Genomic DNA, 22,719 nt, shown 5'->3' on the forward strand with positions numbered 1-22,719 from the left:
AGTATTGCCACAGAACACGCTTGTAATAAAACTGTTGGGGCGTATCTTCAGATAATAAAGTCTGTATTATGTCATAAAATTTATCAATCATAGATGGTTTATGACGATGTGGATCAGGCGTGCCATTTTCATAATGAGATTTTATGCTGCGTCTATCATAGTCTAATTCACGACCTAGTAAACTATAATTAGGTTTCAAATTGCAAACCCTCCAGAATGTCTCTTAATAATGGTAAGTCTAATAATGATGTTACAGTAAATGAACTGTTAATAGCGTATACGTATTGCATGTTGTTATCACCTCAACTATAGTATCGGTGATACAATTAAAATTGTACATTCTTATATCATCATTTTTGTACATTCTTAGAGTATCATTTACAATCAACTATATGAGTAAACATATAATTTAGGTATAATATAATTAAAATAATGTACTCCAAAATTCCGCTAATAAATTAAACAATGCCTGTAAAGTAATTATGATTTACTGGGCTTTCTAAAGTAGTATAAAAGGAATATACAATGAAACTATTTGCCCTAAAACGATTTATATTATTGCCGCTGATTATCGTCTCACTCATACTAACAACGGGTTGTCATCTCCTCTCACATTATAGTGAGGATGAGGTACAACAATATATAAATAAGAACTATCCTAATCTAACCTATCACCTAGAATCACGATGGGGCAATACATGGCAAGTCACCTTTGACAAATATCCACAAATGCCCATTGAAATATCTGAAGGCATACACACCTCTGCACCTGTAGTGCCACAAGTCGACCGAGTACTGATAACCAATATTCCATTAATAACCGCATTCCCATTAATGAAAAACTATCTAACAACAGAAGAATTATCCTATGCTACATACGATACATCTACTTTGTATATTGAAATGCCAATTCCTTATTCAGCCATAGAAAACCATGATGTAACAAATTTTTACAATCGAATGGATCAATTCTGCAAAGAATATGCTGCAACATATCCAGATTTCAAAGAAAAAATATATATTAGAGTCATCATAAAACCATCTGATGGTTCTGATGCACCGGAAGAGTACAGAAAAATATTCCGCTTATCCCAATATTAATAAAGAAATTATGTTAAGTATAATACTATTGTAATGAATACGCCTTTATAATCGAAGGAGATCCATTGAAATGAAAATACAGCATAAAGCCTTTACAACTATGGTGTTTCTCGCTATACTACTCACCACATCTGGATGCCACCTATTCACACACTATTCTACTGAGGAAGTAAAAGAATATATATCTCAAAACTACCCTCATATGCCTTACACCATAGAAAAACACATTAACCACACCTGGACCGCAACCTTCGACGCCTATCCAAATCTACCTATTTTAATACAGGAAGAAAATGTAAATTACGATGGTGGCGGCCTCCCTATTACAGATAAATTCATTTATACAAATATTCCGTTGGTAACCATATACCCTTTATTTCAAAAATATCTCACCGATGAAGAATTAAACTATGTATCTTATAGGAGATACCTTTTCGGAGAAGATGCTTGGAGTTTCAGCCTCACTATTCCATATGATGCGGTCCACAATCATGATATTCAAAACCTCTTTCTTCGCATCAATCAACTTTGTGCGGAATGTAAAAATATGTATCCTCAGTTCAACACAACAATGCATATTCGTGTAGAGGTAAAATCAGCTGATGGTTCACCTACCCTGCCAGAACATTTAAAAATATTTAACGTCAACAAAATTAAATAGTGCTTTAAAAGGTTTTCATAAAACGATGGCTTCTCTTTCAATCATAACCACCCGTAGAACGGGTGGTTTGCTCTGACCCTATAAGGGTCTTTCTCTAGTGGTGGCCCTCTAAAGAGGGCTTTGAATAATCTGACAACCACTCTATTACCACTGGCTGCCCCCTACTCGGGGGCTTTTATTTTGCCTATTTTACCGGCTCACCCGTAAACGGGTCGGTATATTCTTTAAAGTTTAATGTATCTTGTGCTATATCTTCTTGTAATTGATTGCGAATATACTCTTTTATCGCTCCTTCGTATCTTCCCACTGTATCCACATAATATCCTCTACACCAGAAATGTCTATTTCCATACTTATATTTTAAATTTGCGTGTTTATCGAATATCATGAGGCTACTTTTGCTTTTTAAATATCTCATAAGACTCGATACGTGTAAATAATACTCTGAGAATGTATAAAAATGATGATATACGAATGTACAATTTTGATTATATCACCGATACTATAGTTGAGGTGGTAACAACATGCAATACGTATACGGAATTAATAGTTTATTTACTGTAACATCATTATTAGATTTACCAATATTAAGAGACATTCTGGAGGCTTGCAATTTGAAACCTAATTATAGTTTACTAGGTCGTGAATTAGACTATGATAGACGCAGCATAAAATCTCATTATGAAAATGGCACGCCTGATCCACATCGTCATAAACCATCTATGATTGATAAATTTTATGACATAATACAGACTTTATTATCTGAAGATACGCCCCAACAGTTTTATTACAAGCGTGTTCTGTGGTAATACTTAGTAGATAACCATGGACTCACAGCTGCTTATTCTATATTTCGTGGTTATATTTCAAAGATACCAGTATTTCAATCTTATTTTGATAGGAAATATACATCGCCTAGTACGCAGCATACGATACGCTTTGAAACCGCACAAGCTGAACAGGCTCAAGTTGATTGGAAAGAGAATATTAAATTCTTATTGCATGATGGAATACATATAACTTTTAATATATTACTAATGACATTAGGCTATTCTCGATACAAATTAGCAAAAGTCACTTTCGATAGAACTACTGAAACACTACAAGATACATTGGTAGAATTCTTTGAACAATTACAAGGTGTTCCACATGTACTATTAACAGATAATATGAAAACCGTGATAGTACAACCGAGACTAGCTGGAACAAAAGGACAGCTTCATACTAAAGCAGAACATTTTTCAAGTGACTTTAGCTTTACATTTAAGCCGTGTATTGCTCGCCGACCACAAACGAAAGGCAAAGTAGAAAGCCAAATGAAAATTCTAGATGAAATTCATGCGTACCAAGGAAAATTAACAATACAAGAAGTGGAAGAACAGATTCAAAAAATTATTTTACGTAGTAATCTAGCGATTTCTCAAGCTACAAGACAAATACCGTCTGCACTGCTTGAAAAAGAAAAGGAATCTCTTACCCCACTTCCAACAAAAGTGATAAGAGATTCCTACCGCATAGATCACCCAAAAGCTAAGGTTTCAGCAAGTAATCTCATTAGCTTTCGTGGTAGCCACTATTCTGTACCACCAGGATATGTGGCCAAATCTATGACCTTAAAGACCATAGATAAGATGCTATACATATATGATAGCACAGAATTGATTGCACAGCACCCATTAAGTGATAAGAAGGTTAACTATTTGCCTTCTCATTATGAGGCACAATTGCAGAAAACAATTCCTTATCTAAGTTCTGAAGATGTGAAAGCTAAAGCAAAATCTAATTTGGAAAAGATAGGAGCTATCTATGACACTACAGACTAATTACCAACGCTTACAAGATAATCTAGCATATCTAAAACTAAAACAATGCATGTTACACCTAGATGAAACAATTGAATTAGCTAATACACAGAGCTTATCTCATATTGAGTGGTTATTGAAGCTGAGTGATTACGAAGTTGATATTAAACGACAAAACGTAATTAACCATATGGTGAAAATTAGTAATTTTCCTCATTTGAAAACACTAGCTGATTTTGAATTTTCATTTCAACCACAAATTAACGAAATGCAAATTAAGGATTTAGCATCATTAGGATTCATGGAACAAGCTGAAAACATTGTATTTCTTGGCTCTAGCGGAGTTGGGAAAACACATTTAGCTACATCACTAGGTATTGAAAGCTCTCGTAACAGACGAAGCACCTATTTTATTAAATGCCATGATTTAATTCAAAACCTTAAGAGTGCAAAAGATGAAGGACGATTAGAAACTCGGCTCAAGCATTATGCACGCTACCAATTACTCATCATTGATGAAATTGGCTATTTACCGTTACAACCAGGTGATGCTAACTTACTATTTCAAATTATTGATAGACGGTACGAAAAGAAAAGTACCATCGTAACGTCTAACATTAATTTTGATGAGTGGGCTACCATTTTACATGATGAGCGAGTAGCTAATGCTATTGTTGATCGATTACTTCACCATGCACATGTGATTAGCATAACTGGAGATTCATACCGGTTACGAAACCATATGCAACAGAAGGAATAACTGTACATTGTACATCGTCAAAATTGTACATTCTTATATTGACATTTACACTTAAAAGTACAACGCAGTTTTTCCAATGCTACTGTTCTTAAAGCAATATTGTATTGTGAACTAAACGTAAGTTCATAAAATCTTATCTACATTTTGTAGACAAGAAGGCCCTTCCACAGACATTTCCTACTTTTACTTTACAAAAACACGTAAAATAGATTTCCTCTTTATATTCACTATCGGAGGAAATCTATTTTTAATCTTCTCTAATAATAAAATTAAACGTCTTCCCAAACCACTACCTATATTTGCCGAAACATAGTCTGAGTATATTCTTTAATATCATTAGGATTAATCATATTATATTTTTCTTTTACACTATCAAAATAGTCTCCAATATCAGTTTTATCTATTATTTTATCTGATAATTCTGATTCTAAAAGATTCCCCCTAGTAGATAGCCATGGTGTTTCTGAATGCGTAAATTTTTCTAGCACCTTTCCACTATAGCAACAAATATGCTTAACCACGCTTTCTAAAACTGCTTTTTCTGCTGCCGAAAAAACTGTCGCATCAAACCCATTATTATATTCTATAGGGTCGAATTTATAATCTCGATATCTAAAATAAATATCTCTATAAACAGGGCCATGCACCCAAGCCTGACAATCTTCGCTAAACAGGAATGTTTTATAAAACGCATAATAAAATCCCTGAATATAATACAAAGCTTTTTGTAATGCTAACGGAGTAATATCTTCACACTGATCTAATAAATATTCGATTGCTAAATCTATTTTAGTCGATTTGCAGACAACATTCATAAGAAGTTCTTCAACAGCCTTTTTACTTTTTCTATAAGTATAATCTGTTTTTAAATTTCCTTTATTTGCTTCTAAAATGCCTTCATAATACTTAGGATCATCATAGATTTTTTTTAATACGTCTGAGTACTGCTTTGTTGGAATATCCCCATCGCAGTAGCGAGAAAACGTTTGCTCTCCCCAACCCAACAATAATGACAATGGTCTCTTTCCTATTTCATATTTCTCTGGTATCTTTAAAATTATTTCTAATGAGACAATCCCATGTTCTTCCCTATATTTATCATATAAAGCTTTTAAATTAAAATCATTTATTTCGTCTACATAAATTGCTGAATTACAGTCAGCACAATGCGCAACTTTACCAGGATAACTATATGTCTCACCTTTAATTGTGCCTTCCAACTGCTTATTCATAACAGAAAATTCCACATCATTTCTGCATTCTTCACAAAATACTTTTTTTTCAGTCATAATACTGTCTCCTTTCAAACTTTCTTTACCTAAATAGATAATCTATTGGCTTATTTCGTTTATGAAAAGAAATTATTACTGTCCTACATCCATTAGGCATATCAATAAGATTAAACTTTGTGTAAACTTCAACAACTTCTTCTACGCCATCAGCATTAAATAATTGCACTTGAGGTACAAAAACATACAATACCTCATACTCATACCCTAATTTTGTATTCTGCAAAGTATGACAAAAATCTTCTACCTCCAATTGTAATAAAATATTTTTTTGTTTATTGCTGCGAATGTTGTATTCATTAATAAAATCTATATTTTCCTGCCTATTCTCATTTAAAGCTATTGTATACTTATCATTTCCCACACAACTTTTAATTTTATCTAAAACTACCTCTATCTCATCTTTTGTGTAGTTCTGATTATAATAAGGATTCATTGTATCACCTCTTTATAATACAATAATACCTTATCAAACTCTTTTTGTCAAATTTTATGTATCAATTGGTGCATTTTATCAATAATGCAAAAAGCACTCTAAATTACTACAAGATGTCAATCCTATACCTATTATCTTTTAAGGGTAATACTTGTCCCCGATTATTTCATGCAGTTTCAAGCCCATTTTCCCACTTCAAATTTTAGCCACATCAACTCTCTAAAAGACCTATATTTACTAAAGTTTTGCTCATTTTAAATTCTGTGTTTTTACCAACAGACTTACGCACTCAACATGAGCGGTCATAGGGAACATATCTACAGGTTGTACTTCTTTTAGTTCATAGCCATAGTGTGTCAATATTTCAATATCTCGCGCCATGGTAGCTGGGTTACAGGATACGTAGACAATGCGTTTTGGTTCCATGCCAGCTGCAGAGGTTAGTACTTCTTCTTTACAGCCTGCGCGAATTGGATCGAATACGATGACGTCTGGTCGTACGCCGGCTTTATAGAGTTTTGGCATTTCTACGGCCGCATCAGCGACGATGAATTCAGTATTGTCATAGCCATTATTTCGGGCATTTTCACGAGCATTGATAATGGCTGGCTCTACGATTTCAATGCCGATAACATGTTTAGCTTTATGAGCTAGAAATAATGAGATGGTACCTGTACCACAGTACGCATCGATAACAGTTTCATCACCTTTTAGGTCCGCATAAGCTAACGCTTGATCATAAAGCACCGTAGTTTGTTCTGGATTCACTTGGAAGAATGAATGTGGCGATAAATTAAATCGTAGGTCCTTAATATGATCAGTGATTGTACCATCTCCATAGATAACATGATTAGTAGGACCTAAAATGACATTGGTTCGTTTACCATTCACATTATGAACGATGGTTTCCACTTGTGGTATACGATTGGTTATGTTTTTAACCCATGCTTCTTGATGCGGTAAATGTTCAGTAGCAGTTACGAGAATGACCATCCATCCGGATTGACCGATACGTCCGATAACATGGCGCAATACGCCCTTTCCTGTGTGTTCATCATAGGGCTCAATGTCTAAATCTTTTGCAATATCATAACAAACTTGTGCAATAGTATTATTTCCATCATCCTGGATAGGACAATTCGTCCCCTGTACGATATCGTGAGACCCCATCGCATAGAACCCCATTTGAATGTCGCCTCTAGCACCCCCTACAGGCATTTGCATCTTGTTTCGATACGCCCAAGGTTCTTTTGGTCCTAGTGCAGGTTTTACAAGATTAGGATTTTGGTGACCAATTCGTTCAATAACATCCTTCACCTTTTGTGTTTTTAGTGAAAGCTGCCCTTCGTAGGTAATGTGTTGTAATTGACAACCACCACATACGCCATAGAGTTCACAAGTTGGCTCTATACGATTAGAAGCTGGTGTTACAATATCTATTAACTTGCCTGTAGCATAGGTCTTTTTCACCATATTAATAGATACTTTCACCGTTTCTCCAGGCAATGCAAAGGGAACAAAGACAGTAAAATCATCTACGCGACCTACACCTTCTCCACTACTGCCAATACCGTGAATGATTACCAAAACCTCCTCACCAAGTTTAACAGGCGCATTTAGAATGGCCTGTTGTTTTTTAGAAAGTTTTCCACCTGTATGTTGTTGTCTACCTTTAGATTTATGTTTACGAGATGTACGACCTGTACCGTTCATTACGCGTCTCTTTTCTTCCAAATTTTAATGATACCAGTCACGATGAGTACAAAGAATACCGCACCAAATTTAACGAGTAATTCTTCCCCTTGAATATATGGTAAAAGAAGTGGATCTTCTACGATCATTTCACCGGCAACCCATCCAAGTAGTGCACCGCCAGCCCAAAGAATGGCTGGGAATTTGTTAATAATACGAGCGAATAGTGTAGAACAAAATACGATGATAGGTACCGTAATTAGCATACCAACGATAACAAGCTCTAAATGACCTTTTGCAGCGCCCACAACACCGATGACATTATCGATACTCATCATAGCGTCGGCAACGATAATCGTCCAGATAGCACCCATTAAGGAGTTTTTAGCTTCAATATGAGCCTCTTCATCATCGCCTTTTAAAAGCTGAATGGCAATCCATATGAGCACAAGTCCACCGCCTAAATGAACGAGAGGAATCAAGGTTAACGCTTCTACCAAAACGGTGGCAAACAGAAGGCGCATTAAAATGGCACCTGCCGTCCCCCATATAACGGCTTTCTTTTGAAGTTCTGGGGCTAATTTACCGGCTGCCATACCGATAACTACAGCATTATCTCCGGCTAATAAAATATCTATCAATATAATTTTGCCAATCGTAACCCACGTGGCCGCTTCTAAAAATTCCATTATATGCACCTCAACTATAATTAATTCTATAACTATCCCTTAACTATACCATATTTTATGTATTTTCTCATCTAAAACAAATGCTTTAATATCTTTCATAATCTACTGCAAAAAAATATCTCTCCTCCTGTAAAAAAGAGAAGAGATATTATACATTCCAATTATTTTTTAAGTTGTTTTACTACTAAAGATGCACCTACTACAAGGATAACGGCAGCTATTTTAATATACAGCGCATACGGTTCAACTGTATGAGCAATTAATGTATCTTCCACACTCATGCCAGCGCCGACCCATCCTAGGATACCACCACCCACGTAGAGAATAATTGGGAAACGCTCGATGACTTTCACAAATAATGTACTACCATACACGATGATAGGCACCGTAATAAGCATACCAATAGCAACCATTGTCATGTGGCCACCTGCAGCGCCTACTACACCGATTACATTATCGATACCCATGATACCGTCAGCAATGACAATCGTCATGATGGCAGCTCGCAAACTATCCTTGGCCTCGATATTATGCTCACTGTCATCATCAGCAACGAGCTTGTACCCAATCCATAATAAAAGGATACCACCTACCAAACGAAGCGCTGGAATTGTATTTAAAGCCTCAACGAAGAGGAATGCCATAACGAGACGTAAAATGATAGCACCTGCTGTGCCCCAGAAAATGGCTTTCTTTTGTAAATGAGCCGGTAAATTTCGTGCAGCCATGCCAATCACAATGGCATTATCGCCGGCCAACAGAATATCGATGACAATGATTTGTAACATTGCCAACAAACCTTGAACAGATACAATGTCCAATTCGTACCTCCTATAACGAAAATATTTAATGTACTTATTATACTAAAGAGCATCTACCTTGTACAATACTGTAATGTATCCATCTATTCGTAATACGAATACATGTATATAACTATATTCTATAGTTTTTAATACACCTAGCCATAATAGATAGACTATGTTAAAATATATCATCAATTTAGGAGGTCATTATGTATCAAACATATTCCATACTACAAAAATTATGGTTGTTCATTAAACTATTTACTCCTATGTGCATCACCCAATTTTCTCTTGTAGGGGGCACATTTATCGCCATCTTCTTAACAGGACAATATAGTACAATTGATTTAGCTGGGGTTGCTACAGGGTACAATCTATGGTTATTATTCTATATCTTTGCACAAGGGACCCTAATGGGTATCACCCCGATCATTGCACAGCTATTAGGAGCCAAGAAAACAGATAGTATACCTACCATCGTCTACCAAGGGTTTTATATTGCAACAACCCTAGCACTTATTATATTATTAATCGGTGTTTTCGGATTAGTACCATTACTAAATTTCCTTAACTTAGAACCTGCTGCTACGACTGTTTGTATCAATTATTTGAAAGCTTTCGCACTTGGCCTATTCCCTCTGTTATGGGTTAATACATTGCGTAACACCGTTGATTCCCACGGGTTAACTCACTATTCTATGGCCATTGTAGTAACGAGTTTTATAGTGAATGTATTCTTAAACTACTCACTGATATTTGGGCACTTCGGATTGCCTGAAATTGGTGGTGTCGGTGCTGGTTATGGTATTGCCGGAGCATGTTGGACAAACTTTATTTTATTTAGTGCGATGGTGCTCTTCCATCCTAAATTAAAGGGATATCGTATCTATAAAGATTGGGTACGCCCCAAATGGCAATACATACGTGAGCAATTACAAATCGGCTTGCCAATCGGTTCTTCCATCTTTTTTGAAGCCAGCATTTTCAGTATTGCCGGCCTATTGATGGTGCACTTTGGATCCGCTGTCGTGGCAGCTCACCAATCGGTCATTGCCTTTACCAACGTGTTCTATTGCTTACCACTTAGCATTGCCATGGCTTCCACCATTGCTGTAGGCTATGAAGTCGGTGCTAAGCGACATAAAGAAGCTATTCAATACTCCTACATTTCTCGCGTGTTAGCCATTGTCATTGCGATTTTGATTTGTGCTTTCACATTCACTCATATGGAAAGCATATCTGCATTATTTACAAATGATGAAGAGGTATATAATCTAATTTATAGATTCCTCGGGTATGGCGTTTTCTTCTCCGCCTTCGATGCCATTGGTACACCGTTACAAGGTATTCTACGGGGCTACAAGGATGTAAAAATTGTATTCTATATTTCTCTCATTTCCTATTGGGGCGTTTGCTTCCCTATTGCATACATTCTTGCCAACAACCCAAATTACGGCCCATTTGGTGTATGGATAGGCCTATTAGCTAGCGTAATTGTAGCAGGCATACTATTCACCATTCGAACATGGTATATTCAACACAAACAAGTACATATAAAAGCATAACGCACAAAAGCAGCACTGCAAGTCATAATCAGCAGTGCTGCTTTTCTACTATAAGGTATTAACTATTTTTGTATTACATTGTATTGCCTTGTAATACATCTTGTTTTTCAACATTCGACATGCGGAAAAAATTGTATAATGTTTCCGCCGTCTTATAGTTCATAGAATCGACCTTAGCTAATTCATCTATACTGGCTTTTTTCATAGCCTCTAAGCTATTGAAATGAGCCCATAAAGCCTTACGTCGTTTAGGACCAATACCATCAATGTGATCGAGTACGGATTCTAAGTTACGTTTGCCCCGCAATTTACGATGATAGGTAATAGCAAATCGATGGGCTTCATCACGAATTTGTTGCAATAATTGCAACTCTGGTGAATGATGACTCAAAATGATGCTATCCGATTGCCCCTCTACAAAGACCTCTTCTATCCGTTTTGCCAAGGATATAACAGGCACATCTGTAACACCTACAGCGCGTATGAGCGGTATAGATGCATTGAGCTGCCCCTTACCACCATCGATAATAATGAGGTCTGGCATAGGCCAATCCGTTTCATTACCATAGCGGCGTTCCATGATTTCTGCCATCGATTTAAAGTCATCGGGCTTTCCCTGTGTAGTCTTTAATTTAAAGCGTCTATACTCCTTCTTAGCTGGCTTGCCGCCTTCAAATACAACCATGGAGGCTACGGTTTCAGAGCCTTGTGTATGGGAAATATCAAAGCACTCCATACGCTCTGGTAATCGAGGTAAATCGAGGACCTCCGCCAATTTCTTAACGGCACCTCCACTCTTATCGATTTGGTATTGCCATTGGCGGCGACGTTCTTCAAGGAATGTTTCAGCATTTTCATGAGCCATTTTAATCATGTCCATCTTATAGCCACGTTGAGGCACAAGGACATCGACCTGTTGGCCCTTCATGTCACTAAACCAATCCTTAAATAGATGTTGCTCAGAACTTTCCATAGGCAATAATAGCTCTTTAGGAATAAAGGTAGTATCCCCATAGTACTGCTTAATAAAATCAGTCATAATGGTTTCTTCCGAGTCACCTTCATTTTGCACGAAGTAGTTTTCTCGGCCTAATAGACGGCCACCTCGAATAAAGAGTAATTGTACACATGCCAATTGACCATCTACAGCTATCCCCAGTACATCTAGATCACCACGTTGCGTTACCATCCGCTGTTTTTCTTGAATTTTTTCAATGCTCGTCAATTGGTCTCGATAACGTGCTGCATCTTCAAATCGAAGCTCTTCCGCAGCTTCTTCCATCTTTTCCTTAATTTCTTTAAGCAAGGGGATTGGTTTGCCCTCAAAGAGTTCTATAATTTCATCGATATATTTACGATAATCCGGTACTGATATCTTATGAAAGCATGGCGCTTCACAATAGTGCATATGATATTGCAAACAAGGGCGTTCTACCTTCATCGATTTACAGGTACGCAATGGGAAATACTGACGAATCAACTTGAGGACTACATGAACGGCTGTTACATCGGTAAAGGGCCCAAAATATTTAGCCCCATCACGCTCAAGGCGACGTGTCATATATACGCGAGGGTAGTCTTCTTGAACAGAGATTTTAACATAAGGATACGTTTTATCGTCCTTAAGGGAAATATTGTATTTCGGCTTATGTTCTTTGATAAGCGTATTTTCTAATATGAGGGCTTCCATTTCCGTCTTTGTTTGAATAATCTCTACATCGACGGCACGCTTCATCATCGCCGTTACCTTAGGCGCCCGATTCGCATCATTACGCACATAGGATCGCACGCGATTGCGTAAATTAATCGCTTTACCAACATAGATGATGCGGTTATATTGATCACGCCATAAATAAACCCCTGGTGTGGTCGGTAAATGGCTAACCTTTTCTAATAACTCTTCAGACGGCATATATCCTCCTTTCTTCGTCAATTCTCCATATCATTATAATTAATACTTCATTGTCGCAACCATGCAAGGCATTGCCATACAAATTATTTCTTTTTCTTTGCAGCATTCATAAATGTATTAGTCTGTTCTAATACAGGACCTAAGAATTTTCCTGTATAGCTTTCTTTCACCTTTGCAATCTGTTCCGGTGTACCGGTAGCCACGATGGTACCACCGCGGTTACCACCTTCAGGACCTAAATCAATAATATAATCAGCCGTTTTGATAACATCTAGATTATGCTCAATTACGATAACTGTATCGCCACCATCTACCAGTTTCTGCAATACATCTAAAAGCTTTCTAATATCTTCTGCATGAAGGCCTGTTGTAGGTTCATCAAGGATATATAATGTTTTACCTGTACTGCGACGTGCTAATTCTGTGGCCAATTTAACCCGTTGTGCTTCACCACCAGATAATGTGGTTGCCGCTTGGCCTAAACGAATATAGCCAAGACCAACCTCTTGCAACGTTACCATTTTCTTGTAAATTTTAGGGATAGCACTAAAGAATTCTACTGCATCATCTACGGTCATATCTAACACATCTGCAATAGATTTGCCCTTATATTTAACCTCTAGTGTTTCCCGGTTGTAGCGAGCCCCTTTGCAGACCTCACAAGGCACGTACACATCTGGCAAGAAATGCATTTCAATTTTGATGATACCATCCCCACGACAAGCTTCGCAGCGGCCACCTTTTACATTGAAACTAAAACGCCCTTGCTTATACCCACGCATCTTAGCCTCTGGCGTTTGACTATATAATTCACGAATCGCATCGAATACGCCTGTATACGTAGCAGGATTAGAACGAGGTGTGCGACCGATAGGGCTTTGATCAATATTGATGATTTTATCGATATGCTCTAGGCCTCGAATCTCTTTGTGAGCCCCCACCTTATGATACGAACGATATAGCTGATTTGCCAGCCCTTTATATAAGATTTCATTTATCAAAGTAGACTTACCAGAACCGCTGACACCTGTAACAACTGTAAATAGTCCAATTGGGAATTTCACATTAATATTTTGTAGATTATTTTCTTTGGCACCTCGAATTTCGATGCAGTTTTTACCAGGTTTACGTCGTTCGTCAGGAAGAGCTATAAACTTGCGGCCGCTCAAATATTGACCGGTAATGGAGTCTTTCACCTGCATAACCTCATCTACAGTCCCTGCAGCAACGACTTGACCACCATGCTCGCCCGCACCTGGTCCAATATCTACAAGGTAATCTGCAGCGCGCATTGTATCCTCATCATGTTCTACAACGAGCAGTGTATTACCAAGGTCACGCAACCCTTTTAAGGTATCGATAAGTCGATCATTATCTCGTTGGTGTAGACCGATGGATGGCTCGTCAAGAATATACAACACACCAACAAGACCAGAACCAATTTGCGTTGCTAACCGAATACGCTGTGCTTCACCACCGGATAAGGTGCCTGCACTCCGATTCATAGTAAGGTAATCAAGGCCTACATTATTGAGGAATCCAAGTCGTGCATTAATCTCCTTCAAAATTTGAGCCCCAATCACTTGTTCTCTGTCAGTTAATTGCAAGTGACTAAAGAAATCTAGCGCTTCTTTAATCGTCAATTGGGTTACTTCATTAATATTCTTATCCCCTACGGTAATTGCTAATACCTCGGGTTTAAGACGGGCGCCATGACAGGTCGTACATGGTTTAATGGACATGAATTTTTCAAATTCTTCGCGCATAGAATCGGTAGATGCTTCGCTATGACGGCGTTTCACCATCGGCAAAATACCTTCGTATTCGGTGAAAAATTCCTTTTCTTCGCCACGCATATTTTCATAGGTGAAAGCCACCTTGTCCGTCGTACCATACATGACCTTCTTCTGTAATGCTTTTGGTAATTCATCATAGGTAGACTCTAAAGAGTAGCCATTCGCTTTCAACAAGCCTTCTAACTGACGCATAAACCATGCATTAGGATTAGAGCTTAACGCCTGTACACAACCATCGGCAAAGCTAATAGAGCCATCTGGAATGACGCGATTTTCATCAACCTCCATGGTAGAGCCAATACCCAAACAAGCGGGGCATGCCCCAAAGGGACTATTGAAAGAGAACATACGGGGCTCAATTTTTGGTAATGAAATATGACAATCAGGGCATGCAAAGTTTTGACTATACATATGCTCTGGGCCATCTACTTCTTGAACAATAACGATACCTTCTGCCCATTTAGATGCAGTCTCCATAGAGTCTGCTAACCGGGATTCAATGCCTTCTTTGACAACGAGACGATCTACAAGAATATCGATGGAATGTTTTTTATTTTTCTCTAATACAATATCCTCATCCATCGTACGTACCACACCATCAACGCGAGCACGGACAAAACCCTCTTTTCGCAGTTGTTCAAAGACGGATTTATGTTCCCCTTTTTTTCCTTGAATCATAGGTGCTAAGATTAAAATCTTTGTCCCTTCAGAAAAACTCATCACATCATCCGTCATTTGTTGAATCGTTTGTTGTGTAATGGGTTTACCACACTCTGGACAATGAGCATGTCCAACGCGGGCAAATAATAGACGTAAATAGTCGTAAATCTCCGTCACCGTACCAACTGTAGAACGAGGATTTCGACTTGTAGTCTTTTGGTCGATAGAAATGGCTGGAGATAAACCTTCAATATAATCTACATCAGGCTTATCCATTTGTCCTAAAAATTGACGAGCATAGGCCGACAGTGATTCTACATACCGTCGTTGACCTTCTGCGTAAATCGTATCGAAAGCAAGAGACGATTTACCGGATCCACTTAAACCAGTTAAGACAATGAACTTGTCTCGCGGTAGTGAAATATCTATATTTTTAAGGTTATGCTGACGTGCACCTTTTACAATCAATTGATCTTTCATATATGTACCTTTTTACTTTTTGGTGATTGTTTCTTAGAATTTTTTCGTGGTTTTTTTAACTTACTGTCACCGACACTATGCATAGCGGACCATTGTTGACGAAGTTCGCCCAATTGGTCACGTAATTTGGCAGCCTTTTCAAATTCCAACTGTTTAGCAGCCGCCTTCATTTGACGGTCAAGCTCTTCAATCTTGTTATATAGTTCTTCCGCCGTAATCTCTGCTACCTTAGTAGCATCTGCATCTTGAGCATATGGTTCGTGGCCATGGTCCATACCAGCTGCAGAGGACTTCTTTTTCCCCTTCTTTGGTGAAAGCCCTTTGCCATCGGTAACCATATCTTCTTCAATTTTAGTGAGCTCAATAAGCTCTTTCACATCTTTAGATACAGATTTTGGCGTAATATGATGTTCAATATTATATGCCTCTTGTACTGCACGACGACGATCTGTTTCGTCCATAGCGCGTTGCATAGAACCGGTTACACGGTCAGCATACATAATAACATGACCATTCACATTACGCGCTGCACGACCGATAGTTTGAATCATAGCTGTATCAGAGCGTAAGAAACCTTCCTTATCTGCATCTAAAATAGCCACCAAGGAAACCTCTGGCATATCGAGGCCTTCGCGGAGCAAGTTGATACCGACCAATACATCGAATACACCGGCCCGCAAATCACGGATGATTTCGGCCCGCTCGATGGTAACGATATCCGAGTGAAGGTAACGAACACGAACACCCATTTCCTTCAAGAATTCCGTTAAATCTTCAGCCATCTTCTTCGTCAATGTCGTAACGAGAACCCGTTCATTCTTAGCGGCACGCTTATGAATCTCACCGAGTAAATCATCCATTTGCCCCTTAATAGGACGAATTTCAATGGATGGATCGAGTAGCCCTGTAGGACGAATGATTTGCTCTGCTACATTCGTTTCTACTTCCATTTCATACGGTCCTGGCGTTGCTGATACATACACGATTTGATTGATTCGTTCTACAAACTCATCGAATTTCAATGGTCGATTGTCGAGAGCTGACGGCAAACGGAAGCCATATTCGATAAGAGATTCTTTACGCGCTCTATCCCCATTGTACATGGCACGAACCTGTGGAATGGTTACATGAGATTCATCTACCATGATGAGGAAATCATCAGGGAAATAATCAATCAATGTATATGGTGCTTCCCCTGCTTTACGCTCCGACATATGGCGGGAATAGTTTTCGATGCCTGAGCAGTAGCCCATTTCTTGCATCATTTCTATATCATAACGGGTGCGCTGTTCAAGACGTTGCGCCTCGAGCAGACGATCTTCTGCTTTCAGTTTTGCCAACTGCTCATCAAGTTCTGCCTCAATTCGCTCTACTGCAATTTTCATTTTTTCTTTTGTTGTAACATAGTGAGATGCAGGATAGACCGCAACATGTTTGCGCTCTGCAATGACTTCTCCCGTTAATGCATCCACCTCAACAAGACGGTCGATTTCATCGCCGAATAGTTCCACCCGAATGGCTCTTTCACTATAGGCAGCAGGGAAAATTTCTATGGTGTCCCCTTGTACGCGGAAGGTACCGCGAATAAAATTCATATCATTACGCGTATATTGGATATCTACGAGTTTAGACAGAATTTCATCACGAGATTTCGTCTGACCTAATCGCAAGGACAATACGAGATCAGAATAGTCCTCCGGATCACCTAAGCCATAAATACAGCTAACAGAAGCAACGATGATAACGTCTCGGCGCTCAAATAAACTCATGGTAGCACTATGGCGCAATTTATCGATTTCATCATTAATAGATGCATCCTTCTCGATGTACGTATCGCTAGAAGGGATATACGCTTCTGGTTGATAAAAATCGTAGTAAGATACAAAGTATTCTACCGCATTATTAGGGAAGAAACTTTTAAACTCGCTGCAAAGTTGAGCAGCCAATGTTTTATTATGGGCGATAATCAAGGTCGGTTTCTGAACCGCCTCGATGACCTTTGCCATGGTAAAGGTTTTTCCTGTACCAGTCGCACCTAATAGAACTTGAGCCCATTCGCCACGCTCAATCCCGTCTGTAAGAGATTGAATGGCTGTAGGTTGGTCCCCAGTAGGCGTAAAGGGCGCCTCCACTTTAAATGGTTGGCCCCCTTCATAGTTATAGCTATTATGTTTCATTACTGTTCATCCTGATGTTTACGGATAGCCTTGAGTTCTTCCTCTGACAAACGACGACCTGCATTTTCAGCTTGGTTCAATGTATCCTCACCTTCTAACACTTCGATGAGCATAGCAATGGAGAAGCGATCTAATGTAGGCGTGGTCTTTTGAATTTCATCGGCCATCATCCAATCTGATTCAGTATAGTTATTAATACGATCTGTAATTTCTTCCCAGTTTGAAAGTAGTAATCTCGTAATAGGACGATATAATTCAATACCGAAATACTCGATTAAGCTAACGATTTTTTCCATGTTTTCTAGGCTTACATTACATTCATTTTTTTTATTTTCAGATTCTACATATTCAAGTAAGAATTCCCGGTTATATTTATTTGTCACCTTGAATCATTCCTTTATTAAATAGTGCATTGGCAAATTCTTTTGCATTAAATGGACGTAAATCATCCATGCCTTCACCAACGCCAATCCAACGTACAGGTACGCCTAGTTCTTCTTTAATAGAAATAACTACGCCACCTTTCGCAGTACCATCTAATTTAGTAACTACAATACCATTAACAGGTACGGCTTGACCAAATAATTTAGCTTGGCTTACCGCATTTTGACCTGTAGTGCCATCGAGAACGAGCAATGTTTGATGCGGAGCACCCTCTACATGATTGTTCGCTACGCGGCCCATTTTTTTAAGTTCTTCCATAAGATTTACTTTTGTATGAAGACGACCAGCCGTATCGACAATTACCATGTCTGCATTACGAGCCTTTGCGGCTTCCATCGCATCATATACAACGGCAGCAGGGTCCGCACCTTCCTTATGTTTTACGATAGGTACGCCTACGCGGTCAGCCCAGATAGATAATTGGTCCGCCGCCGCCGCACGGAATGTATCTCCAGCAGCGATGATAACCTTTTTACCTTCCTTAGTATAGTAGTTTGCCAATTTAGCAATAGTTGTAGTCTTACCCACACCATTAACACCAACAACCAAGATAACCTCTGGGTGGTGAAGTGTGATTTCATCCTCTTGGTCAACTAACATTTCTGTGATGCGGTCTTCCATGAATGGCATTACATCACCAGTATTGTTAATAACACCTTCTGTAACACCACGACGGATTTCCTTCATCAAATACTCTGTAGTCTTAGGACCTAAATCGCTAGTGAGCATGACCGCTTCTAAATCATCAAGAAAATCATCATCGATTTCTGCATAACCAATGATCACTGTTTCTACATTTTTTACAAAGGACTTACGAGTTTTTTCTAAGCCCTCTTTAATTTTATTAAAGAATCCGAATGCCATTATGCTAGATCCTCCTTCACATCTTCAAATGAAACCGTTAACAATCGAGATACACCGCGTTCCACCATGGTAACCCCTTGTAATACTTCGGCAGCTTCCATCGTTTTCTTACGATGTGATACGACGATAAACTGTGTTTCCTTATTTACCCGATTCAAATAAGAACTAAATCGCTCTACATTTGCTTCATCCAAAGCAGCATCAACTTCGTCAAGCACACAGAATGGAGCCGGACGATAGTCGAGGAACGAGAACAATAAGGCAATAACTGTGAGTGCTCGTTCTCCACCAGATAGCAACGTCAATTGCTGACGCTTTTTCCCTGGTGGTTGGATGTAGAAATCAATCCCACCAGTCAAGATATTTTCTGGGTCGGTAAGTACGATTTGAGCCGTGCCACCACCAAATAATTGACTGAATACATGTTGGAACTGCTTACCTACCACCTCTAATACATCATAGAGTTGCGTGCTCATGGCCTTATCCATTTCAGCGATAACCGCCTGTAATTGCTCTTTTGCCGTATCGAGATCTGCTAATTGATTCGATAAGAAATCATACCGAGTTTTCGTCTCTTCATACTCTTCTACAGCATTAGGATTTACAGATCCAAGTTCTGCAATTTCCGCCATTAAACGAGCTTGTTCCATTTTCCAATCATTCACAGAGCCGACAATATTTATATGCTGTGCATCTTCCAATGAATAGCCTAATTCATTCAAATCCTCTACAGCACGATCACAATCCATGCGATAACGCGTCAATTTACCTTCTGCTTCAACTAGACGATTTTGAACCACCTTATACCGCTGGTTGAGTCGGTCTTGTTCAGCTAAAATTGATTCAATCTCCTCCCGTGCACCAGCAGTCGATTGATACGCTTCATCACGTAAAGCACGAAATTTTTCAACCTCTTCACGAATCGCTTCAAGAGACTCATTAGCAACTCGAATTTGTTCAGGAATCACAACATTCAAACGCTCTTCACTAGAGTGTAATAACTCCATGAGAGGTTCTAAGCGAGATGCTATGGTTTCCAAATTTTGCTTTCGTTGCTCTTGTTGTACCTTACGTTCTTCTATAGTGCTTTCTAAACGTTCACAAAACAATCTAGAGGCTGTAAAAGCTTCATATGCCTCTTGCTGTGCCTTTTGCAGCGTACTTAATCGTTCCATAATTGCCGATTGATCACCTTGTTGTTCAGGTGAATTATGTAACGCTGCCAATTCCGATTCAGATTGTGAAAGCACATGTTTTGTTTGTCCCATGTCCACGTCAATTTGAACGATACGTTCCTGTTCATCATGAAGCACACGCTTTTTACGTTCTAATTGATTTTCAATGTTCTGAATCTTCGTTTGACTGGCTGAGAACAAAAGATTGGTGTGTTGAAATTGTTCATCCAACACACTTCGCTCACGTTGCGCCCGTTCAATACGATTTTCTTCATCTTTAATTTGTTGTTCCAGTTTGGCTGTACGCTCTTCCACAGAAGCTAATTCGGCCTCTAAACGAGCCGCTTCTTCACGACGACTTAACAAGGAACTGCGTTTTTTCTTCGTTGCACCACCAGTTAAGGAACCACCTGGTTGGAATTGTTCACCCGTCAGTGTAACGATGCGTAACTGCTGATTATATTTCTTTTGTAACGCAATAGCCCGTTCCATTGTTTCTACAACTAATGTACGGCCCAACAAATATTGGAATATATGATTATAGGCAGCATCGAATTCAATACAGTCGACAGCTGTCCCAATGACACCATCTTCCGACAATGCAGGAGTATCATAAGGTCGCCCTTTTACAGAATCCATAGGCAAGAAGGTAACGCGCCCCCCTTGAATTGATTTAAGGAATTGAACGCCTTCTGATGCGGCTTTAGCTGTCGTTGTCACAACATGGTTAACACTACCACCTAATGCGATTTCGATAGCAACAGTAAATCGGTTATCTACGGTAAATAAATCACCTACCGCCCCTTTAATCGCTTCACGCCATGGGCCCTTACCGTTAAGGATGTTTTTAGTTCCTTCTAAGTAACCTTCATGTTGTTCTGCCCATTGTGCTAATAATTCTAATCGCCCCTGTGCCTTTTGCACATCGCTACTCATGCGATTTAATGCCTTTCGAGCTTCTCGCAATCGTTCTGATGCAGACCGTTCTTCATAAACTAAGGACTTCCGTTTATTAGATAACTCATTAAATTGAGTTTCTAAGGATTCATGTTCAGATTTCGCTGCCGATAAATTGGATTGAACCTCTTTAATTTCCGTTTCTAAAGTTTCTACTTGAACAGCGGACTCAGATTTACGAGATTCTAAATTTCGCAATGTAGCCTTCGCTGTTTCAATACTAGCAACTAAATCTAATTGACGCTGTTGATAGGCTTGTCTGTCGCTTTCTAAGGACTTCCATGATGATTGTTCCGCCTCTAATTGAGCAATGGCCTTATTATAATTTTCCTCTAAAACTACGAATTGAGTGCGTTCAGATTCTAATTGAGCCGTTTCATCCTCAATAAGGCGATCTAAAATAAGCAATTGCTGCTCTTCACCCTTTTTAGACGCTTCTGCTTCGCTAATACGCAGAGACGTATCTTCTACTTCGCGCTTAGTTGTACGCAACTGTTCTTCTAGTAGTGTTACAGTACCATTGATGCGTTCTTCTTCCCGTTGTTTTTCGCTAAACTGTGCTTCCCAAGATTTTAATTGTTCTTGATCCTTTGCATTTTCAGCTTGTAATGTATGACGTCGTGCATCGAGGGTAGATAATTGCGTTTGTAGCTCAATTTCCTCATCCTTCAATGCAATATTGTCATTTTCTGCACGGGTTAATAATCTATCAGCCGTCTTATAATTGTGAAAGCCGATAACACCATCATATTCGCGTTTACTACGGCTTAATGCCATATATTTTTTTGTCGTTTCCGCTTTTTCTGCCAGAGGGCCTAATTGTTCCTCAATGGTCGCCATAATATCGCGAACGCGTTCCATATTCCGGTCTGTGCTCGCAATACGACGCAATGCATCCTCTTTATTAATTTTAAAACGAGAAATGCCTGCAACGTCCTCAAATATAAGGCGCCGTTCTTCTGGTTTACTATTAAGAATAGCATCGATACGATTTTGCCCAATGATAGCCATCGAATCTTTGCCAAGGCCTGTATCAGCTAATAACAAGTGAATATCCTTTAGACGGCAGGTCCGTTTATTAATGAGGAACTCACTTTCACCTGTCCGATAGATACGACGTGTAATGGCTACCTCTTGCATATCCACATCGAGTTGACCATCTGCATTATCAAATACAAGGGTAACCTCAGCAGCACTCATCGGTTTTCGTTTTTCTGTGCCTGAGAAAATGATATCCTCTGCACGTTGGCCCCGTAAATTACGCACATTGGATTCCCCTAGAACCCATTTCATAGCATCCGTAATATTACTTTTACCACTCCCGTTAGGACCAATAACGGCAGTCATCCCTGGGGAGAATTTTACAACTGTTTTATCAGCAAAGGATTTAAATCCTTTTAATTCTAGCCGCAGTAATTGCATGACTGCCTCCTTTCTTAGTATAACCCCATTAAAT

Annotated in this window: 17 protein-coding genes and 2 pseudogenes; 6 read left to right on the forward strand and 13 right to left on the reverse strand. The window is 38.9% G+C overall.

Translation table 11 applies throughout. From position 1 onward, the window contains the following. Nucleotides 1-199: pseudogene (locus tag HMPREF1504_RS10575) on the reverse strand (IS21 family transposase); the annotation flags it as partial. 326 nt (nucleotides 200-525) lie between these two features. Here HMPREF1504_RS10575 and HMPREF1504_RS08065 point away from each other — a divergent pair. Further along, the gene (locus HMPREF1504_RS08065) at nucleotides 526-1,101 is read left to right on the forward strand and encodes a hypothetical protein (RefSeq protein WP_016476559.1); all 576 of its coding nucleotides are present in this window, start codon (nucleotides 526-528) and stop codon (nucleotides 1,099-1,101) included. A 70-nt stretch (nucleotides 1,102-1,171) separates the two neighbouring features. After that, nucleotides 1,172-1,762 carry a hypothetical protein gene (locus tag HMPREF1504_RS08070; protein ID WP_016476558.1) on the forward strand — a complete coding sequence of 197 codons (591 nt, stop codon included), beginning with the start codon at nucleotides 1,172-1,174 and terminating at the stop codon, nucleotides 1,760-1,762. Nucleotides 1,763-1,946: 184 nt separating this feature from the next. Here HMPREF1504_RS08070 and tnpA read toward each other — a convergent pair. Continuing rightward, nucleotides 1,947-2,198: pseudogene (gene tnpA, locus HMPREF1504_RS08075) on the reverse strand (IS200/IS605 family transposase); the annotation flags it as partial. A gap of 88 nt (nucleotides 2,199-2,286) precedes the next feature. Between tnpA and HMPREF1504_RS10580 the strand changes: the two are divergent. The 3 genes from HMPREF1504_RS10580 to istB all read left to right on the forward strand — a co-directional run bounded on the left by HMPREF1504_RS10580 (nucleotide 2,287) and on the right by istB (nucleotide 4,324). After that, complete coding sequence (locus tag HMPREF1504_RS10580) at nucleotides 2,287-2,571, forward strand: hypothetical protein (RefSeq protein ID WP_232203341.1); 285 nt, start codon at nucleotides 2,287-2,289, stop codon at nucleotides 2,569-2,571. Between the two features lie 189 nt (nucleotides 2,572-2,760). Continuing rightward, nucleotides 2,761-3,585 carry a hypothetical protein gene (locus HMPREF1504_RS10585; RefSeq protein WP_232203342.1) on the forward strand — a complete coding sequence of 275 codons (825 nt, stop codon included), beginning with the start codon at nucleotides 2,761-2,763 and terminating at the stop codon, nucleotides 3,583-3,585. Beyond that, on the forward strand, nucleotides 3,569-4,324 hold the full coding sequence (istB, locus tag HMPREF1504_RS08085; RefSeq protein ID WP_005382493.1) for an IS21-like element helper ATPase IstB: 756 nt from the start codon (nucleotides 3,569-3,571) through the stop codon (nucleotides 4,322-4,324). Before HMPREF1504_RS10585 ends, istB begins: the two co-directional genes overlap by 17 nt. A gap of 293 nt (nucleotides 4,325-4,617) precedes the next feature. On the opposite strand, the gene HMPREF1504_RS08090 is transcribed toward istB, so the two are convergent. The 5 genes from HMPREF1504_RS08090 to HMPREF1504_RS08110 all read right to left on the reverse strand — a co-directional run bounded on the left by HMPREF1504_RS08090 (nucleotide 4,618) and on the right by HMPREF1504_RS08110 (nucleotide 9,251). Further along, nucleotides 4,618-5,613, reverse strand: coding sequence for a type II toxin-antitoxin system antitoxin SocA domain-containing protein (locus HMPREF1504_RS08090; protein WP_038124990.1), 996 nt, complete (start codon nucleotides 5,611-5,613; stop codon nucleotides 4,618-4,620). 25 nt (nucleotides 5,614-5,638) lie between these two features. Next, complete coding sequence (locus tag HMPREF1504_RS08095; protein ID WP_038124992.1) at nucleotides 5,639-6,049, reverse strand: hypothetical protein; 411 nt, start codon at nucleotides 6,047-6,049, stop codon at nucleotides 5,639-5,641. Between the two features lie 249 nt (nucleotides 6,050-6,298). After that, the gene (gene rlmD, locus HMPREF1504_RS08100) at nucleotides 6,299-7,762 is read right to left on the reverse strand and encodes a 23S rRNA (uracil(1939)-C(5))-methyltransferase RlmD (protein ID WP_038124993.1); all 1,464 of its coding nucleotides are present in this window, start codon (nucleotides 7,760-7,762) and stop codon (nucleotides 6,299-6,301) included. Continuing rightward, nucleotides 7,762-8,430: a TerC family protein gene (locus HMPREF1504_RS08105; RefSeq protein WP_005380971.1), complete on the reverse strand. Its 669-nt coding sequence runs from the start codon at nucleotides 8,428-8,430 to the stop codon at nucleotides 7,762-7,764. Before HMPREF1504_RS08105 ends, rlmD begins: the two co-directional genes overlap by 1 nt. A gap of 161 nt (nucleotides 8,431-8,591) precedes the next feature. Then, the gene (locus HMPREF1504_RS08110; protein WP_005380893.1) at nucleotides 8,592-9,251 is read right to left on the reverse strand and encodes a TerC family protein; all 660 of its coding nucleotides are present in this window, start codon (nucleotides 9,249-9,251) and stop codon (nucleotides 8,592-8,594) included. A gap of 191 nt (nucleotides 9,252-9,442) precedes the next feature. Between HMPREF1504_RS08110 and HMPREF1504_RS08115 the strand changes: the two genes are divergently transcribed. Continuing rightward, nucleotides 9,443-10,798, forward strand: coding sequence for an MATE family efflux transporter (locus tag HMPREF1504_RS08115; RefSeq protein WP_038124995.1), 1,356 nt, complete (start codon nucleotides 9,443-9,445; stop codon nucleotides 10,796-10,798). Nucleotides 10,799-10,871: 73 nt separating this feature from the next. Here the strand turns inward: HMPREF1504_RS08115 and uvrC are convergent, their stop codons facing one another. From uvrC to smc, 6 genes are all read right to left on the reverse strand, one after another. After that, complete coding sequence (gene uvrC, locus HMPREF1504_RS08120) at nucleotides 10,872-12,710, reverse strand: excinuclease ABC subunit UvrC (RefSeq protein ID WP_009660929.1); 1,839 nt, start codon at nucleotides 12,708-12,710, stop codon at nucleotides 10,872-10,874. An 83-nt stretch (nucleotides 12,711-12,793) separates the two neighbouring features. Further along, nucleotides 12,794-15,646 carry an excinuclease ABC subunit UvrA gene (gene uvrA, locus HMPREF1504_RS08125; protein WP_038124998.1) on the reverse strand — a complete coding sequence of 951 codons (2,853 nt, stop codon included), beginning with the start codon at nucleotides 15,644-15,646 and terminating at the stop codon, nucleotides 12,794-12,796. Further along, a complete protein-coding gene (gene uvrB, locus HMPREF1504_RS08130; RefSeq protein ID WP_038125000.1) occupies nucleotides 15,643-17,823 on the reverse strand; it encodes an excinuclease ABC subunit UvrB in 2,181 nt (726 codons plus the stop codon). The genes uvrA and uvrB overlap by 4 nt, the downstream gene beginning before the upstream one ends. Continuing rightward, nucleotides 17,823-18,206, reverse strand: coding sequence for a hypothetical protein (locus HMPREF1504_RS08135; RefSeq protein WP_005380954.1), 384 nt, complete (start codon nucleotides 18,204-18,206; stop codon nucleotides 17,823-17,825). The genes uvrB and HMPREF1504_RS08135 overlap by 1 nt, the downstream gene beginning before the upstream one ends. Further along, entirely contained in the window at nucleotides 18,196-19,131 is a 936-nt protein-coding gene (ftsY, locus tag HMPREF1504_RS08140; protein ID WP_005384208.1) for a signal recognition particle-docking protein FtsY, read from the reverse strand. The genes HMPREF1504_RS08135 and ftsY overlap by 11 nt, the downstream gene beginning before the upstream one ends. Further along, a complete protein-coding gene (gene smc / locus HMPREF1504_RS08145) occupies nucleotides 19,131-22,685 on the reverse strand; it encodes a chromosome segregation protein SMC (RefSeq protein WP_038125002.1) in 3,555 nt (1,184 codons plus the stop codon). The genes ftsY and smc overlap by 1 nt, the downstream gene beginning before the upstream one ends. Between the last annotated feature and the right edge of the window lie 34 nt (nucleotides 22,686-22,719).

Origin of the sequence: Veillonella sp. ICM51a (assembly GCF_000524355.1) — a bacterium.
Taxonomy (GTDB): Bacteria; Bacillota; Negativicutes; order Veillonellales; family Veillonellaceae; genus Veillonella; species Veillonella atypica.

What these genes read in the sequence shown, in the direction of transcription:
- HMPREF1504_RS08065 (WP_016476559.1), top strand. Translation starts at nt 526, where the DNA reads ATGAAACTATTTGCCCTAAAACGATTTATATTATTGCCGCTGATTATC.
- HMPREF1504_RS08070 (WP_016476558.1), top strand. Translation starts at nt 1,172, where the DNA reads ATGAAAATACAGCATAAAGCCTTTACAACTATGGTGTTTCTCGCTATA.
- HMPREF1504_RS10580 (WP_232203341.1), top strand. Translation starts at nt 2,287, where the DNA reads ATGCAATACGTATACGGAATTAATAGTTTATTTACTGTAACATCATTA.
- istB (WP_005382493.1), top strand. Translation starts at nt 3,569, where the DNA reads ATGACACTACAGACTAATTACCAACGCTTACAAGATAATCTAGCATAT.
- HMPREF1504_RS08090 (WP_038124990.1), bottom strand. Translation starts at nt 5,613, where the DNA reads ATGACTGAAAAAAAAGTATTTTGTGAAGAATGCAGAAATGATGTGGAA.
- HMPREF1504_RS08095 (WP_038124992.1), bottom strand. Translation starts at nt 6,049, where the DNA reads ATGAATCCTTATTATAATCAGAACTACACAAAAGATGAGATAGAGGTA.
- rlmD (WP_038124993.1), bottom strand. Translation starts at nt 7,762, where the DNA reads ATGAACGGTACAGGTCGTACATCTCGTAAACATAAATCTAAAGGTAGA.
- HMPREF1504_RS08105 (WP_005380971.1), bottom strand. Translation starts at nt 8,430, where the DNA reads ATGGAATTTTTAGAAGCGGCCACGTGGGTTACGATTGGCAAAATTATA.
- HMPREF1504_RS08115 (WP_038124995.1), top strand. Translation starts at nt 9,443, where the DNA reads ATGTATCAAACATATTCCATACTACAAAAATTATGGTTGTTCATTAAA.
- uvrC (WP_009660929.1), bottom strand. Translation starts at nt 12,710, where the DNA reads ATGCCGTCTGAAGAGTTATTAGAAAAGGTTAGCCATTTACCGACCACA.
- uvrA (WP_038124998.1), bottom strand. Translation starts at nt 15,646, where the DNA reads ATGAAAGATCAATTGATTGTAAAAGGTGCACGTCAGCATAACCTTAAA.
- uvrB (WP_038125000.1), bottom strand. Translation starts at nt 17,823, where the DNA reads ATGAAACATAATAGCTATAACTATGAAGGGGGCCAACCATTTAAAGTG.
- ftsY (WP_005384208.1), bottom strand. Translation starts at nt 19,131, where the DNA reads ATGGCATTCGGATTCTTTAATAAAATTAAAGAGGGCTTAGAAAAAACT.
- smc (WP_038125002.1), bottom strand. Translation starts at nt 22,685, where the DNA reads ATGCAATTACTGCGGCTAGAATTAAAAGGATTTAAATCCTTTGCTGAT.